Genomic DNA, 21,106 nt, shown 5'->3' on the forward strand with positions numbered 1-21,106 from the left:
CGTTATGCGCTCACTTGCTCCCTTGGCCCTGACCCTCTTGCTGACTGCCTGCGGCGACGGCGAATCGCTGCTGCCGCCCGACGCTCGCCTGCCCGATGGCGGCCGCTACCGCGGTGAGCTGGTGAACGGCCTGCTGCAAGGCCAGGGGCGCGTCGACTACCCCAACGGCAGCTGGTACGCCGGGCAGTTCGACCAAGGCCAATGGCATGGCAACGGAGAATGGCACGGCAGCAACGGCGAGGTCTATCGCGGCCAGTTCCAGCATGGGCTGTTCCATGGCCAGGGCAGCCTGAGCACGCCCAACAGCAGCTACAGCGGCGGGTTCAAGCACGGCCGGCGGGACGGGGAAGGCACGCTCAAGGAAAACGGCATGACCTACCGCGGCGAATTCAAGGCCGACCGGTATTCAGGCCTCGGACGCCTTGAGCTCGCCGATGGCAGCCAGTACCAGGGGCCCTTCACCAACGGCAAGCCCAACGGAGAAGGCCAACGCTTGGATGCCGCCGGCAATCAGTTCACCGGAAACTTCGTCGACGGCCAGCTGCAAGGCCGGGGCACCTTCAACAGCGCCGATGGCGATGTCTACGTCGGCGGGTTCAAGGACAACCAGCTCAGCGGCCGCGGTCGCTACGAAAACGCCGATGGCGATGTCTGGATCGGCCAGTTCAAGGAAGGCGCCCTCACCGGCAAGGGCGAACTGATCGGTGCCGATGGCAGCCATTACCGCGGTCAATTCAATGAATGGCGTTTCACCGGCCAGGGCCGCCTGAACCTGCCCGATGGCAGCTTCTACATCGGCCAGTTCGAAAACGACAGCTATAACGGTCGCGGCACCCTGGCGCTCACCGACGGCACGGTACAGAGCGGTATCTGGGCCAATGGCCAGCGGGTGCGCGACGCCGACGGCAAACCGCTGCCGGATGTGCTCGAACTCGGCCTGCTGGCCCAGGGCCGGCTGCTGGACGACGCACTGGCCGACATCCCCGCCTCGACGGCAGCGGTGGAGCTCTACAGCCTGACCCTGGGCGGCGACGGCAAGCAGAGCGTGTTCCTGCGCGAATCCGACTATGTCGCCAACATGCTCACCAGCCGCTTCGGTGCGTTCGGCCAGATCCGCCTGGTCAACCATCGCGACCACCTGGGCGACCGTCCCATGGCCACCCGCGAAAGCCTGCGGCGCGCCGCCCGCACACTGGCCGAGCGCAGCGGCCCGGAAGACCTGGTGTTCATCTACCTCACCAGCCATGGCACCAGCGAACATGAACTGGTCCTGGACCAACCGCGCATGGAACTGGCCGACCTGCCCGCCGATGAACTGGCGGCGGTGCTGGCGCCCCTGAAAAACCGCGACAAAATCGTGGTGATCTCGGCCTGCTACTCAGGGGGTTTCATTCCGGCCCTCAAGGACGAACGCACCCTGATCATGACCGCTTCCCGGGCGGACCGGGTGTCCTTCGGCTGTTCCGAGGAGGCCAACTTCACTTATTTCGGCGATGCGCTGTTCGCCCAGGCACTGAACCAGACCGACGACCTGGAACAGGCTTTCAAGCTGGCCAAGGCCACCGTTGCCGAACGGGAACAGGCGGACAATTTCGAAGCCTCCGAACCGCAGATCTGGGCGCCCAGGACGGTGCTTTCCCACTGGCAACTGCTGCGTAAACAGCAGGCGCGCAAAGCATTGCAAAGTACCGCACTGAACGACGAGGGCCAAAAGAGCAACTAAGCTGAACCGTATCAAGGGGGAAACACCATGTACTTGACGCCTCAGCATGTCTTGCTCGCCGGCGCTACCGGGCTGACCGGGGAACACCTACTGGACCGGTTGCTCAACGAACCGACCATCAGCCGGGTCCTGGCACCTTCACGCCGGCCATTGGCGGAGCACCCGCGCCTGGAAAACCCGGTCGGGGAGCCGGCCGACGTACTGCCGCGACTCGACGGCCAGGTCGATATCGCCTTTTGCTGCCTCGGCACGACCCTCAAGAAAGCCGGCTCCGAACAGGCCTTCCGCGCGGTGGACCTGGACCTGGTCGTCGCGTTTGCCAAGCGTGCCCGGGAACTGGGGGCCCGGCACCTGATCGTCATCAGCGCCTTGGGGGCCGATCCAAAATCGTCGATCTTCTACAACCGGGTCAAAGGCGAGATGGAAGCGGCGCTCAAGGCCCAGGACTGGCCGCAACTGACCATCTGCCGGCCTTCCCTGCTGCTGGGGGAACGGCCCGAGCCTCGCCTGGCCGAGCAACTGGCCGGCCCCTTGTCGAAGCTGATCCCGGGCAAGTACCACGGCATCGAAGCCTGCCAACTGGCCCGCGCCATGTGGCGCCTGGCCCTGGAAGAGCAGGATGGGGTGCGGGTGGTGGAGTCGGATGAGTTGCGCAAGCTGGGCAAGTAGGCTGGGCAAGCGGCCCCGTATCCAAGCCAAGCGCTTGTGGTGCGAGGCAATTGTGGCGAGGGGACTCATCCCCGCTGGGCCGCGACGCGGCCCCAAGGCAGCCAGCTCGATCGGCCTGATACACCGCCTTCTGCGGTTTTGGGACTGCTGCGCAGTCCAGCGCGGATAAATCCTCTCGCCACGGGAGTGCTTTCGTGCAGCTACCTCTTCTGAGCCCTACATCCCGCCGGTCGCCTGGAACCCCACGCCCATTGCCGTGAACAACGACAGCGGCAGCAACAGGGTGTCGAGCAACGCACTGGCCGGCAGGTCGACGCCTGGATAGCGCGGGGCCTCGGCGCCGAAGCGGTCCTTGGCGCAACAACCGCCATAGAGGGCATAGAGATCCAGCCGCGTCCCGGCATATACCACCGGCGCACCAGGCTTGGCGGCGTCGAGGGTACGAGCGGTGGCACAGCCGGCCAGTTGCAGCGCCAGCGCCAGGACCAGCAGCTTATTCATCGCTGCTCAAATGATGCTCACCCCAACGCGGCAACATGTCCTGGGGAATGTTCAGCAGATTGAGGATTCGCGCGACCACGAAATCGATCAGGTCGTCGATGGTCTGCGGCTGGTGATAAAACCCCGGGGAAGCCGGCAGGATGGTTACGCCCATGTTCGACAGCTTGAGCATATGCTCCAGATGAATACTCGAGTACGGCGCCTCCCGAGGCACCAGGATCAACTGCCGGCGCTCCTTGAGCGTCACGTCCGCGGCCCGCTCGATCAGGTTGTTGCAGGCACCGGTGGCGATCGCCGACAGGGTTCCGGTGGAACACGGCACCACCACCATCGCCGCCGGCGCGCCGGAGCCGGAAGCCACCGGCGACATCCAGTCCTCCTTGCCGTACACACGGATCTGCCCCGCCGCAGCTCCCGTGTATTCGGTGAGGAACGCCTGCATCATCTGGGTCTTGGCCGGGAGGCTCACGTCGGTCTCGGTGGCGATCACCAGTTGCGCCGCCTTGGAGATGAGGAAGTGCACCTCGCGATCTTCCCGCACCAGGCAATCGAGCAGGCGCAAGCCGTACTGGGCGCCGGAAGCTCCAGTCATTGCCAGTGTGATGCGTTCGGGGCCATTGTCCCCCAGGCGAGTATTCATTTGAGCGCCTCGGCCAGTTTGCCATGCAGGCCGCCAAAGCCACCGTTGCTCATGATGACCACGTGCGTGCCGGGCTGTGCCTGGCTCTTCACGCGCTCGATGATGCCTTCCAGGGAATCGCTGACAATCGACGGCACCGTGCACAACGCCGCAGTGGCTCCCAGGTCCCAACCGAGGTTGGCCGGTGAGTACCAGATCACCTGGTCGGCATCCACCACGCTTTCGGGCAGGCCATCACGGTGCGCACCAAGCTTCATGGAGTTGGAGCGCGGCTCGATAATGGCAATCAACGGCGCATCGCCGATGCGCTTGCGCAAACCGTCGAGGGTGGTGGCGATGGCGGTCGGGTGGTGGGCGAAGTCGTCATAGAGGGTGATGCCGCGCACTTGGGCGACTATCTCCATACGCCGCTTGACGCTCTTGAATGCGCTCAATGCGGCGATGCCCATGGAAGGCACCACACCGACATGCCGGGCCGCCGCCAGTGTCGCCAGGGCGTTGGCGACGTTGTGCTGGCCGGTCAACGCCCACTCCACCACACCCTGGGATTGGCCTTCAAACATGACCTCGAACTGCGAGCCATCTTCGCTGAGCAATTTCACTTGCCACTGCCCGCCCGCGCCGGTGGTCTGCACCGGGGTCCAGCAGCCCATCTCGATGACGCGCTGCAAGGCCGGTTCGGTGGTGGGGTGGATGACCAGGCCTTCGCTCGGGATGGTACGTACCAAGTGATGGAACTGCCGTTCGATGGCGGCCAGATCAGGGAAGATGTCCGCATGATCGTATTCAAGGTTGTTGAGAATCGCCGTGCGGGGACGGTAATGGACGAACTTCGAGCGTTTGTCGAAGAACGCGCTGTCGTATTCGTCCGCCTCGATCACGAAAAACGGCGTGCCGCCCAGGCGCGCCGATACCGAGAAATTCTGCGGCACGCCGCCGATCAAGAAGCCCGGGCTCATGCCGGCGTGCTCCAGGACCCAGGCCAGCATGCTGCTGGTGGTGGTCTTGCCGTGGGTGCCGGCCACTGCCAGGACCCAACGGCCCTGCAGCACATGGTCGGCCAGCCACTGCGGCCCCGACACATAGGGCAGGCCCTTGTTGAGCACGTATTCCACCGCCGGGTTGCCACGGGACATGGCGTTGCCGATGACCACCAGGTCCGGCGCGGGGTCCAGTTGCGCCGGGTCATAGCCCTGGGTCAGTTCGATGCCCTGGGCTTCCAGCTGGGTGCTCATCGGTGGGTAGACGTTGGCGTCGGAGCCAGTCACGTGATGGCCCAGCTCCTTGGCCAGGACCGCCATCGAACCCATGAAAGTGCCGCAAATACCGAGAATATGGATGTGCATAGTCGACCTCGTAAAACATGGCCGCAGGTTAGCCTAGGGAGGGGGAAATCGCACCTTGTGTTTCGATCTCACGCCGCCTTACAGGTGCCTGCCAGACTTGCAAACAGCCCATACCCCCTGCTCGCGATAGCGGTGGGTCAACTTGCGTTGATGCTGGAGGTGCCGCCGCCATCGCGAGCAGGCTCGCTCCCACAGTTGACTGCATTCCTTCAGGGTAGATGCGCTGCGGCTCAGCGGGCGATGGCGTGTTTACGCAATTTTCGGTAAAGGGTATTGCGGCTGATCCCCAGTTGTTCCGCCGTGTGGGTCATATGCCAGCGCTGACGCTCCAGGGCATCGAGCAACGCCAGACGCTCGGCATCTTCCAGGGGCCGTTCCGCCACCGTTTCGACCACGGCAACCGGGCGCTGGCGGATCATCGCCGGCAAGTCTTCCAGGCCGATCCGCCCGCCTTCGCACAACGCGGCCAGGGTGCGCAGGACATTGCGCAACTGCCGCACATTGCCCGGCCAGTCGAATCCCAGCAAAGCCTGGCGCGCCGGTTCCTCGATGAGCACCGTCTCGCCCCCGCTCTCCTCAGCCAACAGAAAATCCAGCAACTGCGACTTGTCACTGCGCTCGCGCAAAGGCGGGAGGGGAATTTCCAAGCCATTGAGTCGGTAGTACAAATCCTCGCGGAAACTGCCATCCCGCACCCGGTCGAGCAACTGCCGGTGGGTGGCGCTGATGATGCGCACGTTCACCGCCTCGGGCTCGCCGCCAATGGGCACCACCTGGCGGTCTTCAAGCACTCGCAACAGCCGGGTCTGCAAGGCCAGGGGCATGTCGCCGATCTCGTCCAGGAACAACGTTCCGCCGTCGGCCTGCTGCAGCTTGCCGCGCATGCCTTCCTTGCGGGCCCCGGTGAAACTGCCGCCGCGATAACCGAACAGTTCGCTCTCGATCAGGCTTTCCGGGATGGCCGCGCAGTTGAGGGCGACAAAATGCTTGCCGGCGCGCTGGCTGGCGTGGTGCACGGCCTTGGCGAACGCCTCCTTGCCGGAGCCGGTTTCGCCATGGATCAGCAGCGGCACGTCGCGTTCGAACACCCGCAGCGCCTTGCGAAAATGCTCCTGAAGCGTCGTATCCCCCAGGCAGATACCCGACGCCCGCGCGGGTTCGATGGCCTTGAGCGCCGGCGCGATCGGCACCGGCACGCTGCGCGCCTGGCCACGCAAGACAGCGAACAGATGCCGCCCATCTCGGGTGCGCAGTGGCCAACTGGCGCTGGCCTGGGGACTGGCCCGGCCCAGCAATTCGTCCAGGGAACAGTCGAAAAAGTCCTCGACCCGCTGACCGATCAAGCCACCGCGCATGTGCCCAAGCAGGTTCAGGGCGCTCTGGTTGACCGCGCGGATCCGCCCTTCGCCATTGAAAGCCAGCAGCCCTTCGCTGAACAGGCCCACGGATTCGGCTTGCAAATGGAAGCGCAACAGCCATTGATCGTCGAAGCAACGCAGGAAGTAGCAGCTCTCGATCATCTTCGCCGACAGGTTGACCAGCGCCATGGTGTGGAACTGGCTCTGGCGCGACACGTCGGGCCGGGCCGAGGACACGTCGAGCACCGCCATCAGTTCGCCGTGCGGGTCGAAGACCGGGCTCGCCGAGCAGGTCAGGCCGGTATGGCGACCGCGAAAATGTTCTTCCTGGTGGATGGTCAGGGCCTGGCGCTCCACCAGGCAGGTGCCGATGCCGTTGGTGCCTTCGCAGGCTTCGCTCCAGTCGGCGCCGAGCCAGAGGCCGGCCCGTTCGAAGATCTTGCGTTCGCTGGGAGCGGTGACGCAATTGAGGATCACCCCCCGGGCGTCGGTGAGCAGCACCGCATGACCGGCGCCGGAGAGTTGCTGGTGCAGGCTGGTCATTTCCGTGCCGGCGATATGCAGCACCTGCTGCAGGCGCTCGCGGCTCTCCAGCACCCGGCCATGCTCGAGCACCGTCGGCGCCAGGTTCTGGGCCGGGTCGAGGTGATAATCCTCCAGGCAGCGCAGCCAGGAACGGGCGATCGATGGATCGCTGCCAGGGCCCTGCAAATGGGCCTTACCCTGGGTGACCGTGAAGACTTGCTGGGCATGGCGGGTCAAATGGTTGCTGTGCATTTCTTATTATTCTCCCCGAAGGTTGCGGCCTTGTTGGAGTAACGGTCCGGACACCTGATGCTTTATCTGACACTTAACCTGTACGTGACGCTTGAACCTGGTTGGGCACTTGACCCCGGGGCTGGCACTTAACCTGTGGCGAGGGGATAGATCCCTCGCCACAGGTACATCCACTCACCAAAAGATACCCCTTCGCCATAACGGTGTTCGGCAGGCCATCTGGCGCATGCCCCAGCATCCTCCAGCCCAACCGGCAATGCAATGCTGGCGAGACCCGGCAGTCACAGACTGTCTCACCCATGGCACAAAGTGTCACACCCGCCGTATCGCGATCGTCACACCGGCCATCCGTTTGTCCGACGAACTCCTCCTGAAGTCTTGGTTTACGGGCCTTGCAAGGCAATGGCCCAACCTTTGCTCTAGGCTTAAATACCGGCGCTCGATTTGCGCGGCCTCCCGTATAAGCACAAAAGCCAAGGAGAACTCATCATGCGTTACGCTCACCCCGGTACTGAAGGCGCTATCGTTTCGTTCAAGAGCAAATACGGTAACTACATCGGCGGCGAGTTCGTCGCGCCTGTCAAAGGTCAGTACTTCACCAATACTTCCCCAGTCAATGGCCAGCCCATTGCCGAATTCCCGCGCTCCACGGCCGAAGACATCGAAAAGGCCCTGGACGCCGCCCATGCTGCCGCTGATGCCTGGGGCGCCACGTCGGCCCAGGCGCGCTCGCTGATCCTGCTGAAGATCGCCGACCGCATCGAACAGAACCTCGAGACCCTGGCGATCACCGAATCCTGGGACAACGGCAAGGCCGTACGCGAGACCCTCAACGCCGACATCCCCCTGGCAGCGGATCATTTCCGCTACTTCGCCGGCTGCCTGCGGGCGCAGGAAGGGGCGGCCGCCGAGATCGATGGCAACACCGTGGCCTATCACATCCATGAGCCACTGGGCGTGGTCGGGCAGATCATCCCGTGGAACTTCCCACTGCTGATGGCCGCCTGGAAACTGGCCCCGGCCCTGGCCGCCGGTAACTGCGTGGTGCTCAAGCCGGCCGAGCAAACCCCTCTGGGCATCTGCGTGCTCATGGAACTGATCGGCGACCTGCTGCCGCCCGGCGTGCTCAACGTGGTGCAAGGCTTCGGCAAGGAAGCGGGTGAAGCCCTGGCCACCAGCAAGCGCATCGCCAAGATCGCCTTCACCGGTTCCACCCCGGTGGGCTCGCACATCATGAAATGCGCCGCCGAGAACATCATCCCGTCCACCGTGGAACTGGGCGGCAAGTCGCCGAACATCTTCTTTGAAGACATCATGCAGGCTGAGCCAAGCTTCATCGAAAAAGCCGCCGAAGGCCTGGTGCTGGCGTTCTTCAACCAGGGCGAAGTCTGCACCTGCCCTTCCCGTGCCCTGGTGCAGGAGTCGATCTACGACGAATTCATGCAAGTGGTGATGAAGAAAATCGAACAGATCAAGCGCGGCGACCCGCTGGACACCGACACCATGGTCGGCGCCCAGGCTTCGGAGCAGCAGTTCGACAAGATCCTCTCGTACCTGGAGATCGCCAAGGGCGAAGGCGCGCAATTGCTCACCGGCGGCGCGGTGGAAAAACTCGAGGGCAACCTGGCCAGCGGTTACTACATCCAGCCGACCCTGCTCAAGGGCACCAACAAGATGCGCGTGTTCCAGGAAGAAATCTTCGGCCCGGTGGTGAGCATCACCACCTTCAAGGACGAAGCCGAAGCCCTGGCCATCGCCAACGACACCGAGTTCGGCCTCGGTGCCGGCCTGTGGACCCGCGACATCAACCGGGCCTACCGCATGGGCCGGGCCATCAAGGCCGGGCGCGTCTGGACCAACTGCTACCACCTGTACCCGGCCCACGCCGCGTTCGGTGGCTACAAGAAGTCCGGTGTCGGCCGTGAAACCCACAAGATGATGCTCGACCACTACCAGCAGACCAAGAACCTGCTGGTGAGCTACGACATCAATCCGCTGGGGTTCTTCTAAGCCATTGGGGCAAGGCAGGTTCTCCTGCCTTGCCCCTTAGATAGCTATCGCGAGCAGGCTCGCTCCCACAGTGGATCTGTTGCCAACCCTGGAAAAAGAGTTATCCACAGATCCCTGTGGGAGCGAGCCTGCTCGCGAGAGCGCCCTCACTGACAACATCAATTTACCGCCCACCGCTCTGGCATGAGCCTTGCGTGCCCGCTCCACCACAAACCCGAAAGTCCAACAGATCGAACAATAAAAAAGAAGAGAGGACTTATGACAACCACGACTCAACTCAAACCCACACTCGGCACCCTGCATTTATGGGGCATTGCCGTCGGCCTGGTGATTTCCGGCGAGTACTTCGGCTGGAGCTACGGCTGGGGAACCGCAGGGACCCTGGGCTTTCTCGTCACCGCCCTCATGGTGGCGCTGATGTACACCTGTTTCATCTTCAGCTTCACCGAACTGACCACCGCGATTCCCCACGCCGGTGGGCCTTTTGCCTACAGCCGACGGGCCTTTGGCGAGAAAGGCGGGTTGATCGCCGGCATCGCCACCCTGATCGAATTCGTCTTTGCGCCGCCGGCCATCGCCATGGCCATCGGCGCCTACCTCAACGTGCAATTTCCGGAACTGGATCCCAAGCTCGCGGCCGTCGGCGCGTACGTGATCTTCATGACCCTGAACATCCTCGGCGTCAGCATCGCCGCCGCCTTCGAACTGGTGGTCACGGTGCTGGCGGTCGCCGAACTGCTGGTGTTCATGGGCGTGGTCGCGCCGGGCTTCAGCTTCAGCAACTTCGTGCTCAACGGCTGGGCCGGCTCCAACGAGTTCAGCCTCGCCTCGATCCCGGGCATTTTCGCGGCGATCCCCTTCGCCATCTGGTTCTTCCTGGCCATCGAAGGCGCGGCCATGGCCGCCGAAGAAGCCAAGGACCCGAAACGCACCATTCCCCGGGCCTATGTCAGCGGCATCCTGACCCTCGTCTTCCTGGCCATCGGCGTCATGATCATGGCCGGCGGCGTAGGCGACTGGCGGCAACTGTCGAACATCAATGACCCGCTGCCCCAGGCCATGAAAGCCGTGGTCGGCAACGACTCGACCTGGATGCACATGCTGGTGTGGATCGGCCTGTTCGGCCTGGTGGCGAGTTTCCACGGGATCATCCTCGGCTACTCGCGCCAGTTCTTCGCCCTTGCCCGGGCCGGCTACCTGCCACGGGGCCTGGCCAAGCTGTCCCGCTTCCAGACTCCGCACCGGGCGATCCTGGCCGGCGGCGTGATCGGCATCGCGGCGATCTACAGCGATGGCCTGGTGAACCTGCAAGGCATGACGCTGACGGCGGCGATGATCACCATGTCGGTATTCGGCGCCATCGTGATGTACATCATCAGCATGCTCAGCCTGTTCAAATTACGTAAGACCGAACCGAACCTGGAACGCACCTTCCGCGCCCCGGGCTACCCGATCGTACCGGGCATCGCGCTGTTCCTGGCGGTGGTGTGCCTGGTGGCGATGGCCTGGTTCAACCCGGTGATCTGCCTGGTCTTCCTCGGTTTCATGATTGCCGGCTACCTGTATTTCCAACTGACCGCCAAGCAACGCTCCAACGCCCCGGCGGACGCTATGCTCACAGGTATCTGAAGTTGCACCGGCACCGGGCCGAGGGCCCGGTGCCTGCCATATAGAAGTGCATGCCAACCCCCTGTGGGAGCGAGCTTGCTCGCTCCCACAGGATCACGGGGTGTATTCAAGTTATTCAGAGAATCAGGAGGACACCGCCCATGGCCGCATTCGCCCATTCCGTCGGCGCCCAGACCTATCGCTTCGACAGCCTCAAGGACTTGATGGCCAAGGCCAGCCCGGCGCGTTCCGGGGATTTCCTGGCCGAGGTCGCCGCACTCAACGATGGCGAGCGAGTCGCCGCGCAAATGGCCTTGGCCGACCTTCCTCTCAGCCATTTCCTGCAAGAAGCACTGATTCCCTATGAGGCCGACGAAGTCACCCGGCTGATCGTCGACACCCACGACAAACAGGCCTTCGCAGCGGTCAGCCACCTCACCGTCGGTGGGTTTCGGGACTGGCTGCTCAGCGATGCCGCCGACGAGCACAGCCTGCGGGCGCTGGCCCCGGGCCTGACGCCGGAAATGGTGGCGGCGGTGTCGAAGATCATGCGCGTCCAGGACCTGGTGCTGGTGGCGCAGAAAATCCGCGTGGTGACGAAATTTCGCGGCACCCTCGGCCTGCGTGGCCGGCTGTCCACACGCCTGCAGCCCAACCACCCCACCGACGAGCCCGCCGGAATCGCCGCCAGCATCCTCGACGGCCTGCTCTTGGGCAACGGCGACGCCATGATCGGCATCAACCCGGCCACAGACAGCACGGCCTCGATCTGCGCCATGCTGGAAATGCTCGACGCCATCATCCAACGCTACGACATCCCCACCCAGGGCTGCGTGCTGACCCACGTCACCACCTCCATCGAAGCGGCGAACCGTGGCGTGCCCCTGGACCTGGTATTCCAGTCCATCGCCGGCACCGAAGCGGCCAACGCCAGTTTCGGCATTAACCTGAACGTGTTGAAAGAAGGCTACGAGGCCGGGTTGAGCCTCAAGCGCGGCACCCTCGGCAACAACCTGATGTATTTCGAAACCGGCCAGGGCAGCGCGCTGTCGGCCAACGCCCACCACGGCGTCGATCAACAGACCTGCGAGACCCGGGCCTACGCCGTGGCACGGCATTTCAACCCGTTCCTGGTGAACACGGTTGTAGGCTTCATCGGCCCGGAATACCTGTACAACGGCAAACAGATCATCCGCGCCGGCCTCGAAGACCACTTCTGCGGCAAGCTGCTGGGCGTGCCGATGGGCTGTGACATCTGCTACACCAACCACGCCGAAGCCGACCAGGACGACATGGACACCCTGCTGACCCTGCTGGGCGTGGCCGGGATCAACTTCATCATGGGCATCCCCGGCTCCGACGACATCATGCTCAACTACCAGACCACCTCGTTCCACGACGCCCTCTACGCCCGCCAGACCCTGGGCCTGAAACCGGCGCCGGAGTTCGAACAATGGCTCGCCAACATGGGCATCTTTACCCAGGCCGATGGCCGGGTGCGGTTCGGCGACAACCTGCCACCGGCGTTCCGCCACGCCTTGGCACATTTGGGATAAGCCGCATTTGGATGAGTATTGGCCGATGGATAAAAAACCTGTCGACACGCAAAACCCCTGGTTGGAACTGCGCCGCCTGACACCGGCGCGCATCGCCCTGGGCCGCACCGGCACCAGCCTGCCCACCCAGGCACAGCTGGATTTCCAGTATGCCCACGCCCAGGCCCGGGATGCCGTGCATTTGGCGTTCGATCACCAGGGCCTGCGCACGCAACTGAGCGAGCGCGGTCGCGAGAGCCTGTTGCTCCACAGTGCCGCCAGCGACCGCCACAGCTACCTGCAGCGCCCGGACCTGGGCCGACGGCTCGACGAAGCGTCCGCCCGGACCCTGCAGGACTACGCCGCCGCCCACCCCGGCGGCGTTGACCTGACCATCGTGGTAGCCGACGGCCTCTCCGCTCTTGCCGTGCATCGCCATACCCTGCCCTTCCTGGCGCGTCTGGAAGAGCAGATCGCCGCCGAAGGCTGGTCGGTTTCGCCGGTGGTCCTGGTGGAACAGGGCCGCGTTGCCGTGGCCGACGAAGTGGCGCAGCGGCTCGGCGCAAGAATGTCGGTGATCCTCATCGGCGAACGCCCCGGCCTCAGCTCCCCCGACAGCCTGGGGCTGTATTTCACCTACAACCCCAAGGTCGGCCTGACCGACGCCTATCGCAATTGCATTTCCAATGTCCGTCTCGAAGGCCTGAGCTACGGCATGGCGGCCCATCGCCTGATCTACCTGATGCGCGAGGCCTGCCGCCGACAGCTCTCGGGGGTCAACCTGAAAGACGAAGCCCAGGTTCACACTCTAGAGTCGGAAAAAAACGCCGATATGAAAGGTAACTTCCTACTGATGCCGCCCCAAGACTGATCCGGCGCCCGATTGCGTTTCTGATCCGCTTTCAGGCAGCATCGAAGCACGACAAGGCACCATCGTTGTCAGAACTTCTGTCGACCTTTTGTTAGCGAGACCTACCATGCGGATTATCCAAGCGACCCTGGAACACCTGGACCTGCTGACGCCCTTGTTCGTCAAATACCGTGAATTCTACGGCTCACTGCCGTACCCGGACTCTTCCCGGGCCTTCCTCGAGAAGCGCCTGCGCCGCAAGGAGTCGGTGATCTACCTGGCCTTGCCCGATGACGACGACAACAAGCTGCTGGGCTTCTGCCAGCTCTATCCAAGCTTCTCGTCGCTGTCCCTCAAGCGCGTGTGGATCCTCAACGACATCTACGTCGCCGAAGACGCCCGCCGCCAGCTGGTGGCCGACCACCTGATCCGCACCGCGAAGAAAATGGCCAAGGAAACCAACGCCGTGCGCATGCGCGTTTCCACCAGCAGCAACAACGAAGCGGCGCAGAAAACCTACGAGTCCATCGGCTTCAAGGAAGACACCGAGTTCAAGAACTACGTGCTGCCGATCAGCGAAGGGATCTGACCCTGTGGCTGAGTCCCCTGCCACAACACCACCCCCTTTGTGGCGAGGGGATTTATCCCCGCTGGACTGCGAAGCAGTCCCAAAACCTGAGCACGCGGTGCATCAGACTGACCGAGTCACCTGTTTTCAGGGCCGCTTCGCAGCCCAGCGGGGATAAATCCCCTCGCCACAAGAGCCTTCACCCAGCCTTCCCCCCGCCACAACACCACCGAAATCCCTAGCTACAAACTCACCCCGCACCTCCCCCTCCAGACCGTATAATGCCGCTCTTCCCGGCTTGTAAGAAAAAGCTACACACGCTGTAGTCATACTCAAAGCCCGACCCAAAGCCTGCCGAGCCAGGCCACCACCACAGGTGTTTTGCATGGATTTCAACCCCCTCGACCTCATCCTGCACCTCGATGTGTACCTCGACATGCTGGTGACCAACTATGGGCCGTGGATCTACGCCATCCTGTTCCTGGTGATCTTCTGTGAAACAGGCCTGGTGGTAACGCCCTTCCTGCCGGGGGATTCGCTGCTGTTCATCGCCGGCGCCGTGGCGGCGGGCGGCGGCATGGACCCCTGGTTGCTGGGTGGCCTGCTGATGCTGGCGGCGATCCTCGGCGACAGCACCAATTACCTCATCGGCCGCACGGCGGGGGAGCGCCTGTTCAGCAACCCGAACTCGAAGATCTTCCGCCGCGACTACCTGCAACAAACCCACGACTTCTACGACAAGCACGGCGGCAAGACCGTGACCCTGGCGCGCTTCCTGCCGATCATCCGCACCTTCGCCCCCTTCGTCGCCGGCGTGGCGAAAATGCCATACATGCGCTTCTTCGGCTTCAGCGTACTCGGCACCGTGCTGTGGGTCGGCGGCCTGGTCACCCTCGGCTTCTTCTTCGGCAACGTCCCATTCATCAAGCAGAACCTGTCGCTGCTGGTGGTGGGCATCATCCTTTTGTCGCTGTTGCCGATGATCATCAGCCTGGTCCGCAGCCGACTGGCCCGCGGTTCCAACGCCGCATCGCGCTGACCCATCATGTGGTCCCTGAGCACTTGGCGTCGCCGACGCACCCTCGCCAGGCACCCCGTTGCCGATGAAACCTGGCAGCGAGTGCGTCATCAACTGAGCTTCCTCGACGGCATCAGCCCCGCCGAGGACCAGTGGCTGCGCGAAGCCTGCGTGCTGTTCCTGCATGACAAGCACCTGACCGCCCTGCCCGGCGTCGAACTGCACCAGGAGCAGCGCCTGTTGCTCGCGGCCCAGGCCCAGCTCCCGCTGATGCACCTGGGGGATCTGAACTGGTACCAGGGCTTCCACGAAATCGTCCTCTACCCCGACGACTTCCTCAGCCCCCAGCGCTACCGCGACGCCAGCGGCATCGAGCACGAATGGGATGGTGAACACAGCGGCGAAGCCTGGCCCCAGGGGCCGATCATCCTGGCCTGGGACGGCGTCATCGCCAGCGGCGGCTGGGACGGCTACAACCTGGTGATCCACGAACTGGCCCACAAGCTCGACATGCTCAACGGCGACGCCAACGGCCTGCCGCCGCTGCATGCCGACATGCGGATCCAGGACTGGGCCGAGGCCATGCAACAGGCCTTCGACGACCTCGATCGCCAGTTGGACCGGGATCCGGATGCACAAACCCTCATTGATCCCTACGCGGCGGAAAACCCTGCGGAATTCTTCGCCGTCACCAGCGAATACTTCTTCAGCGCCCCGGACCTGCTGCACCAGGCATACCCCAGGGTGTATGAACAGCTGCGGCTTTTCTACCGCCAGGATCCGTTGGCCCGGCTGCGGCAACTTCAGGCCGAAGATCCGGTCTACCAGGCGTCATACCAAGGTCTCTAAGACCCTTGATACGTGGCATCAGCGGCTGAATATGCCTATAATCGCCGCCACTTTTGGTCAATCCGACCAGCCTTTTGGTCAACTAACGGGGGCACCGCCCAATGAGCTACAGCAAGATTCCGGCTGGCAAAGACCTGCCGAACGACATCTACGTTGCGATCGAAATCCCGGCCAACCACGCCCCGATCAAATACGAAATCGACAAGGACAGCGATTGCCTGTTTGTTGACCGTTTCATGGCCACCCCGATGTTCTACCCGGCCAACTACGGTTACATCCCCAACACCCTGGCCGACGACGGCGACCCCCTCGACGTACTGGTGGTGACCCCTTACCCGGTTGCCCCAGGTTCGGTCATCCGCGCCCGTCCGGTCGGCATCCTGAACATGACCGACGACGGCGGCGGCGATGCCAAAGTCATCGCAGTGCCACACGACAAGCTGTCGCAGCTGTATGTTGATGTGAAGGAATACACCGACCTGCCAAAACTGCTGATCCAGCAGATCGAGCACTTCTTCGAGAACTACAAGGATCTCGAAAAGGGCAAGTGGGTCAAGATCGAAGGCTGGGCCGGTGCTGACGCCGCCCGCGAAGCGATCACCAAGTCGGTTGCCGCCTACAAGGGCTGAGCCTGAACTTGCAGAAGAACCCCGGTTTCCACCGGGGTTTTTTATGCCTGGAGCATCGCTTAATACGTCAATGTATTAATAGTGCCGAACAACGTTTATCTGCGTTTAGCTCACTCAATTCAATTCCCGCAAACGGAAAGATCGTCTTATAAATTTGCACGACATGTTTATTGCTCAAAACACAGTCGCCCCTAAACTTTCCGTTTATGAAAAAGATCTCCAGTGGCGACCGCTTCAGAGCCCTTCTTAAAGAAGCCAATATCCGCTCCGCCGACTTCGCGAAGTTATACGGCGTGAAATCGCAGCACGTGAACAACTGGTTCAACCGAGGCATCCCACCCGGGCGCATCCATGGCATCGCCGGCCTGCTGACCGTCAGCCCCCAATGGCTCGCCAACGGCGAAGGCCCGCAAACCCCGCTGGGGCTGGGGCCCGGCACCACCTACGATGCCGCCGAAAACCAGGGCGTCTACAGCGTGCCGGAAGCCACGGACATCGAACTGCCCTACTACAAGGAAGCCCCCATCGCCCCCGGCGCGATCAAGACCCACGTCATCGAGATCCCCGGCCAGACCACCCGCCTGCCCCGCAGCCACCTCGAATCCCTGGAAATCAACCCCAGCGACGCCATCTGCACCACCATGGTCGGCGACAGCATGGCCGAACGCATCGAAGACGGCTCCACCCTCGCCATCGACCGCGGCCTGACCCAAATCGTCGACGGCCAGATCTACGCCCTCGAACACGACGGCATGCTGCGCATCAAGTACCTGCACCGCATCCCCGGCAACCGACTGCGCCTGCGCAGCCACAACAGCGTGGCCTACCCGGACGAAGTCTTCAGCGCCGAACAGATCGAAGCGCAGAACATACGGGTGATTGGCTGGGTGTTCTGGTGGTCCACCCTCAACAAACAAAGACCGCCAGTGTTCGATTGACCACCCCACCGCAAGATAACCACCGAAGCCCCTGGTAGTCAGGCGCTTCAGTGGCGAGCGCATCTGTGGTGAGCACATCTGTGGCGAGGGGATTCATCCCCGCTGGGCTGCAAAGCAGCCCCCGCTTTTCCCCTTGGATCAGCGATAACCCAATGATTCCACACCACTTACCACTGGGATTCTGCCAAAAACCCGCGTATCCTGCGCCCCACATTTGCGAGCACACGCCTCGCACCGACAAGGCAGATCACTTTCTGACCAAGTCCCACAGCCGGCCGCACGAGCCGGATGTACGTTTTGAAGGCTGGTGAGGTTTGTCAAAAACGAACTGAGTCAGTCAACGAGAAGCCGGCCATAAGCCGGCTTTTTAATGCGTCATTTATTGACCATTATCCATCTCACGCGGCCAAGACAACTCTCGTTGCTTCTGAATGGCGCAATGCCATGGCCAAACTCGCCTTACCTTGGGTAAGCTACCGCGACTTACGCATCAAAGCGCAGGTTTCGCGCAGAGTGGCTACGCAACCGAAGGATCGAACATGGCAGCCAGCAGTAATTTCGCCTTTCTCATGGAACACGATCCCGTTTTCCTAAAGCTTGCGAGCACAGCCGAGCAGGTATTCGCCAGCGATCCCAATACAACGTTAATCAAACTACGCCAACTTGGCGAAGCCTTGGCCCAGGATTTGGCCAGTCGCGCCGGTATCGAGTTTGATACCCACACCTCTCAGTCCGACCTGCTGTACAAGCTCAGCCGCGAAATCCAGCTGGATCAAAACATCCGCAGCCTGTTTCATACCCTGCGTGTTGAAGGGAACAGAGCCACTCACGGGTTCCATACTCAGCATCGTGAAGCCATGGATGGACTAAAGGTCGGTCGGGCCTTAGCCATCTGGTATCACCGGTCCTTCGGCAAGAACGCCGAGTCCTTCAAACCCGGCCCTTTCGTTACCCCCAGCGACCCCAGCGCCCCACTACGCGACCTGCAAAATCAAATCGAACAGCTCAGAGCGCAGCTCAACGATTCCAGCCAACAGCTGGAAAATAACCAACAACTTGCCGAACTGCTCAAGCGCGAAGCCGAAGAATACGCTGTGCTTGCCGAGCAAATGGATGCTGAGTCGCGTAGCAACAAGCAACTGATCAAAGAGCACGAAGCTGCCCTACAAAAGATGCGCTCAGAGCATGAGCAAAGCCTTAAAGCACTGCAGCAGCAACTGGCCGCACAGCCTCAGGCCAGCAAACAGGTTGCCAAGAAAACCCAACAGGCCAGCAGTAGCTTTGATCTTTCGGAAGACCTCACCCGCATTTTGATCGATCAGCAATTAATCGATGCCGGATGGGATGCAGACTCTCTTGACCTCACTTACAGCAAAGGTGCACGTCCCGAGAAAGGTAAAAACAAAGCCATCGCCGAATGGCCAACCAGCAGCCCCAAAGCCTGCGCCGACTATGTGCTGTTCGCTGGCCTAATGCCTATCGCCATCGTCGAAGCCAAGCGTAAACGCATCAATATTGCCGACCGAATTCCCCAGGCTGAGCGTTATGCCCGCGAGTTCAACCTATCCAGTGAGCATGTACAGCCTTGGTTGCAAGCTGGCCAAGCACACCCCTGGAGCGATGGTGACGGTAGCCATTTCCGCGTGCCCTTTGCTTTCGCCTGTAACGGTCGTCCCTTTATTAAGCAGCTTGCAGAGCAGTCCGGCACTTGGTTCCGTGATCTGCGCAGCCCTGCCAATACGCGCCGGCCGCTGCAAGACTTTCACAAGCCAAACGACTTACTAGATCTGCTCAAACGCAGCCAGGCGGAAGCCGAGGCCAAGCTCAAAGTCGAAGGCTTCGCTTACCTTAAATTGCGGGATTACCAAGAGAAAGCCATCCAGGCCGTGGAACAGGCACTGGCTAACAATCAGCGAGATTGCCTGCTGGCCATGGCCACCGGCACGGGTAAAACCCGAACCATCATTGGCCTGATGTATCGTTTCCTCAAAACCGAACGCTTCAAGCGCATCCTGTTTCTGGTTGACCGCAGCGCCCTTGGCCAACAGGCCATTGACTCGTTCAACGACACCACACTTGAGCAGAATCATACTCTGGGGCAGATTTACGACATTAAAGAGCTCGGCGACATGGCCGCAGAAGCGGAAACCCGCATCCAGGTAGCCACTGTCCAAGCCATGGTCAGTCGGATTTTCCGCTCGGATACCCCACCATCCGTAGGTGAGTTCGATTGCATCATCGTCGACGAAGCCCACCGGGGTTACACGCTCGATCAGGAGATGACCGAGGGTGAACTGACCGTGCGCGATCACAGCCAATACCTCTCCCAATACCGTCGTGTGCTTGATCACTTCGATGCCTGCCGCATCGGCCTCACGGCCACGCCAGCCAAACACACCAGTGAAATCTTCGGAAAGCCGGTTTACACCTACAGCTATAGGGAAGCTGTTGCTGACGATTGGCTCATTGATCATGAGCCGCCGATCCGCTATGAAACCCAACTCAGTAAACATGGCATCCGTTTTGAAAAGGGCGAATCGGTCAGCGTGATTAACACCTTGACCGGTGAGGTCGACGCAGCGGAACTGGACGACGAACTCACCTTTAATATCGAGTCGTTCAACCGTACGGTCATAACACCAGCCTTCGACAAGGTCATCTGCGACGCACTGGCCAACGAACTGGACCCGTTCGGCGAAGAAAAAACCATGATTTTCTGCGTCAACCAAGCCCATGCGGAACGAGTAAAGAACCTGCTTGATGAGTCCTTTAAGACAGCCTACGGAGAGCAGTACAACGAAGCGACCGTGCGCATCATTACTGGCCAGAGCGACAAGGTCGATCAACTGATTCGCCGCTATAAGAACGAACCACACCCCAGCATAGCCATTACCGTCGACCTGTTAACCACTGGCATCGATGTGCCGAAAATCTGTAATTTGGTGTTCATGCGCCGCGTACGCTCGCGCATTCTCTATGAACAAATGAAAGGCCGTGCTACCCGTCGATGCGACGAAATCGGAAAGACCGTGTTCCGCATCTACGACCCGGTCGACCTTTACGCCAGCCTGGAAGCGGTCGACACCATGAAGCCGCTGGTGAAAAACCCTAACATCTCGCTGGAACAATTGGTCGGTGAACTCACCAGCAGTGCGAGCCACGACGCCCCCGGCAGCCAGGAAGACAGCAGCCATGCCCATGACGTGCTTGATCAACTCAGCCAACGTATCATGCGCATCCTGCGCAAAGCTCAACATAAGGCCGAAAACAAACCAGGCCTCAAACGAAAGCTTGATGAACTGCAGGAGATCTGGGGCGTTGAACCAGCCAAGCTGCATAAGCACCTGCATGAACTAGGTCCGCAGCAAGCCGCTAATTTTGTTCGTCAACATAGCCAACTGATCGACCAGTTAGCCGCCGTCAGCGCCCTGTTGGGTTCGGAAAAGTACCCAGTCATCTCCCCCCATGCCGATAAGTTGATGGTCCGCGAGCAAAACTATGGGCAATACCAAAAACCCGCGGACTATCTGGAGAGCTTTCATGAGTTCATCCACAAACAACTTAATCAGTCCGCGGCCCTTGGCGTCGTGGTTAACCGTCCCAAAGATCTAACGCGCGGACAGCTGCGAGAAGTACGACTGCTACTCGATCAGAACGGCTTCAGCGAAGCCAGCCTGAAAAGCGCCTGGCGCAATCAGACCAATCAGGAAATCGCCGCCAGCATCATCGGTTACATCCGCCAGGCGGCCATTGGCGAAGCATTGCTGCCATTCGATCAACGCGTCGCCAATGCCATGCAGGGGATTTACGCCTTGCAGCCTTGGACACCCGTACAACGCCGTTGGCTGGAGCGTCTTGCCAAGCAACTGGTGCACGAAGTGGTGATTGATCCGCAGCAGGTCAATGATGCCTTTAGGGGCGATGGAGGACTCAAGGGGCTGGACCGCAACCTGGGCGGGAAACTGGATTTGGTACTGGAAGCACTGAACGATAATCTTTGGTCGGCTGCTGGATGAGCCTGAACTGCTCGAGGGTTTTCCGGTGGTCATCATCCGCTGCCCCAGATCCGAGGCCACGCGTCCTTACC

Annotated in this window: 16 protein-coding genes; 12 read left to right on the forward strand and 4 right to left on the reverse strand. The window is 61.5% G+C overall.

Annotated elements, in window-relative coordinates; all coding sequences use genetic code 11:
* The first annotated feature begins 4 nt into the window (after nucleotides 1–4).
* Together BLP99_RS18425 and BLP99_RS18430 are read left to right on the forward strand one after the other, a co-directional pair.
* Nucleotides 5–1,723, forward strand: coding sequence for a C13 family peptidase (locus BLP99_RS18425; RefSeq protein WP_072395781.1), 1,719 nt, complete (start codon nucleotides 5–7; stop codon nucleotides 1,721–1,723).
* A 27-nt stretch (nucleotides 1,724–1,750) separates the two neighbouring features.
* A complete protein-coding gene (locus tag BLP99_RS18430; protein WP_072395779.1) occupies nucleotides 1,751–2,392 on the forward strand; it encodes an oxidoreductase in 642 nt (213 codons plus the stop codon).
* A gap of 216 nt (nucleotides 2,393–2,608) precedes the next feature.
* On the opposite strand, the gene BLP99_RS18435 is transcribed toward BLP99_RS18430, so the two are convergent.
* The 4 genes from BLP99_RS18435 to BLP99_RS18450 all read right to left on the reverse strand — a co-directional run bounded on the left by BLP99_RS18435 (nucleotide 2,609) and on the right by BLP99_RS18450 (nucleotide 7,014).
* Entirely contained in the window at nucleotides 2,609–2,893 is a 285-nt protein-coding gene (locus BLP99_RS18435; RefSeq protein WP_092181346.1) for a YceK/YidQ family lipoprotein, read from the reverse strand.
* Nucleotides 2,886–3,533 (reverse strand): flavin prenyltransferase UbiX, encoded by a 648-nt coding sequence (gene ubiX, locus BLP99_RS18440; RefSeq protein WP_092181349.1) that lies wholly within the window; start codon nucleotides 3,531–3,533, stop codon nucleotides 2,886–2,888. Before ubiX ends, BLP99_RS18435 begins: the two co-directional genes overlap by 8 nt.
* The gene (gene mpl, locus BLP99_RS18445) at nucleotides 3,530–4,879 is read right to left on the reverse strand and encodes a UDP-N-acetylmuramate:L-alanyl-gamma-D-glutamyl-meso-diaminopimelate ligase (RefSeq protein WP_072395773.1); all 1,350 of its coding nucleotides are present in this window, start codon (nucleotides 4,877–4,879) and stop codon (nucleotides 3,530–3,532) included. Before mpl ends, ubiX begins: the two co-directional genes overlap by 4 nt.
* A gap of 230 nt (nucleotides 4,880–5,109) precedes the next feature.
* Nucleotides 5,110–7,014, reverse strand: coding sequence for a sigma-54-dependent Fis family transcriptional regulator (locus tag BLP99_RS18450; RefSeq protein WP_092181352.1), 1,905 nt, complete (start codon nucleotides 7,012–7,014; stop codon nucleotides 5,110–5,112).
* Between the two features lie 489 nt (nucleotides 7,015–7,503).
* Here BLP99_RS18450 and exaC point away from each other — a divergent pair, with 489 nt between their 5' ends.
* The 10 genes from exaC (at nucleotide 7,504) to hsdR (ending at nucleotide 21,035) form a co-directional block, all read left to right on the forward strand.
* Complete coding sequence (exaC, locus tag BLP99_RS18455; protein WP_072395758.1) at nucleotides 7,504–9,024, forward strand: acetaldehyde dehydrogenase ExaC; 1,521 nt, start codon at nucleotides 7,504–7,506, stop codon at nucleotides 9,022–9,024.
* 258 nt (nucleotides 9,025–9,282) lie between these two features.
* Nucleotides 9,283–10,653: an ethanolamine permease gene (eat, locus tag BLP99_RS18460; protein WP_072395756.1), complete on the forward strand. Its 1,371-nt coding sequence runs from the start codon at nucleotides 9,283–9,285 to the stop codon at nucleotides 10,651–10,653.
* Nucleotides 10,654–10,793: 140 nt separating this feature from the next.
* Nucleotides 10,794–12,188, forward strand: coding sequence for an ethanolamine ammonia-lyase subunit EutB (locus BLP99_RS18465; protein WP_092181355.1), 1,395 nt, complete (start codon nucleotides 10,794–10,796; stop codon nucleotides 12,186–12,188).
* Between the two features lie 25 nt (nucleotides 12,189–12,213).
* A complete protein-coding gene (eutC, locus tag BLP99_RS18470; protein ID WP_092181358.1) occupies nucleotides 12,214–13,038 on the forward strand; it encodes an ethanolamine ammonia-lyase subunit EutC in 825 nt (274 codons plus the stop codon).
* Between the two features lie 106 nt (nucleotides 13,039–13,144).
* Nucleotides 13,145–13,606: a GNAT family N-acetyltransferase gene (locus tag BLP99_RS18475; protein ID WP_072395750.1), complete on the forward strand. Its 462-nt coding sequence runs from the start codon at nucleotides 13,145–13,147 to the stop codon at nucleotides 13,604–13,606.
* 364 nt (nucleotides 13,607–13,970) lie between these two features.
* A complete protein-coding gene (locus BLP99_RS18480; RefSeq protein WP_072395748.1) occupies nucleotides 13,971–14,624 on the forward strand; it encodes a DedA family protein in 654 nt (217 codons plus the stop codon).
* Nucleotides 14,625–14,630: 6 nt separating this feature from the next.
* Nucleotides 14,631–15,452, forward strand: a complete 822-nt coding sequence (locus tag BLP99_RS18485) for a M90 family metallopeptidase (RefSeq protein WP_072395736.1) — start codon at nucleotides 14,631–14,633, stop codon at nucleotides 15,450–15,452.
* 101 nt (nucleotides 15,453–15,553) lie between these two features.
* On the forward strand, nucleotides 15,554–16,081 hold the full coding sequence (ppa, locus tag BLP99_RS18490; protein ID WP_072395734.1) for an inorganic diphosphatase: 528 nt from the start codon (nucleotides 15,554–15,556) through the stop codon (nucleotides 16,079–16,081).
* A gap of 206 nt (nucleotides 16,082–16,287) precedes the next feature.
* Entirely contained in the window at nucleotides 16,288–17,019 is a 732-nt protein-coding gene (locus tag BLP99_RS18495; RefSeq protein ID WP_092181361.1) for a LexA family transcriptional regulator, read from the forward strand.
* A gap of 539 nt (nucleotides 17,020–17,558) precedes the next feature.
* Nucleotides 17,559–21,035: a type I restriction-modification system endonuclease gene (gene hsdR, locus BLP99_RS18500; RefSeq protein ID WP_092181364.1), complete on the forward strand. Its 3,477-nt coding sequence runs from the start codon at nucleotides 17,559–17,561 to the stop codon at nucleotides 21,033–21,035.
* The last annotated feature ends 71 nt before the right edge of the window (nucleotides 21,036–21,106 follow it).

This window comes from Pseudomonas sp. NFACC32-1, from assembly GCF_900101215.1.
Taxonomy (GTDB): Bacteria; Pseudomonadota; Gammaproteobacteria; order Pseudomonadales; family Pseudomonadaceae; genus Aquipseudomonas.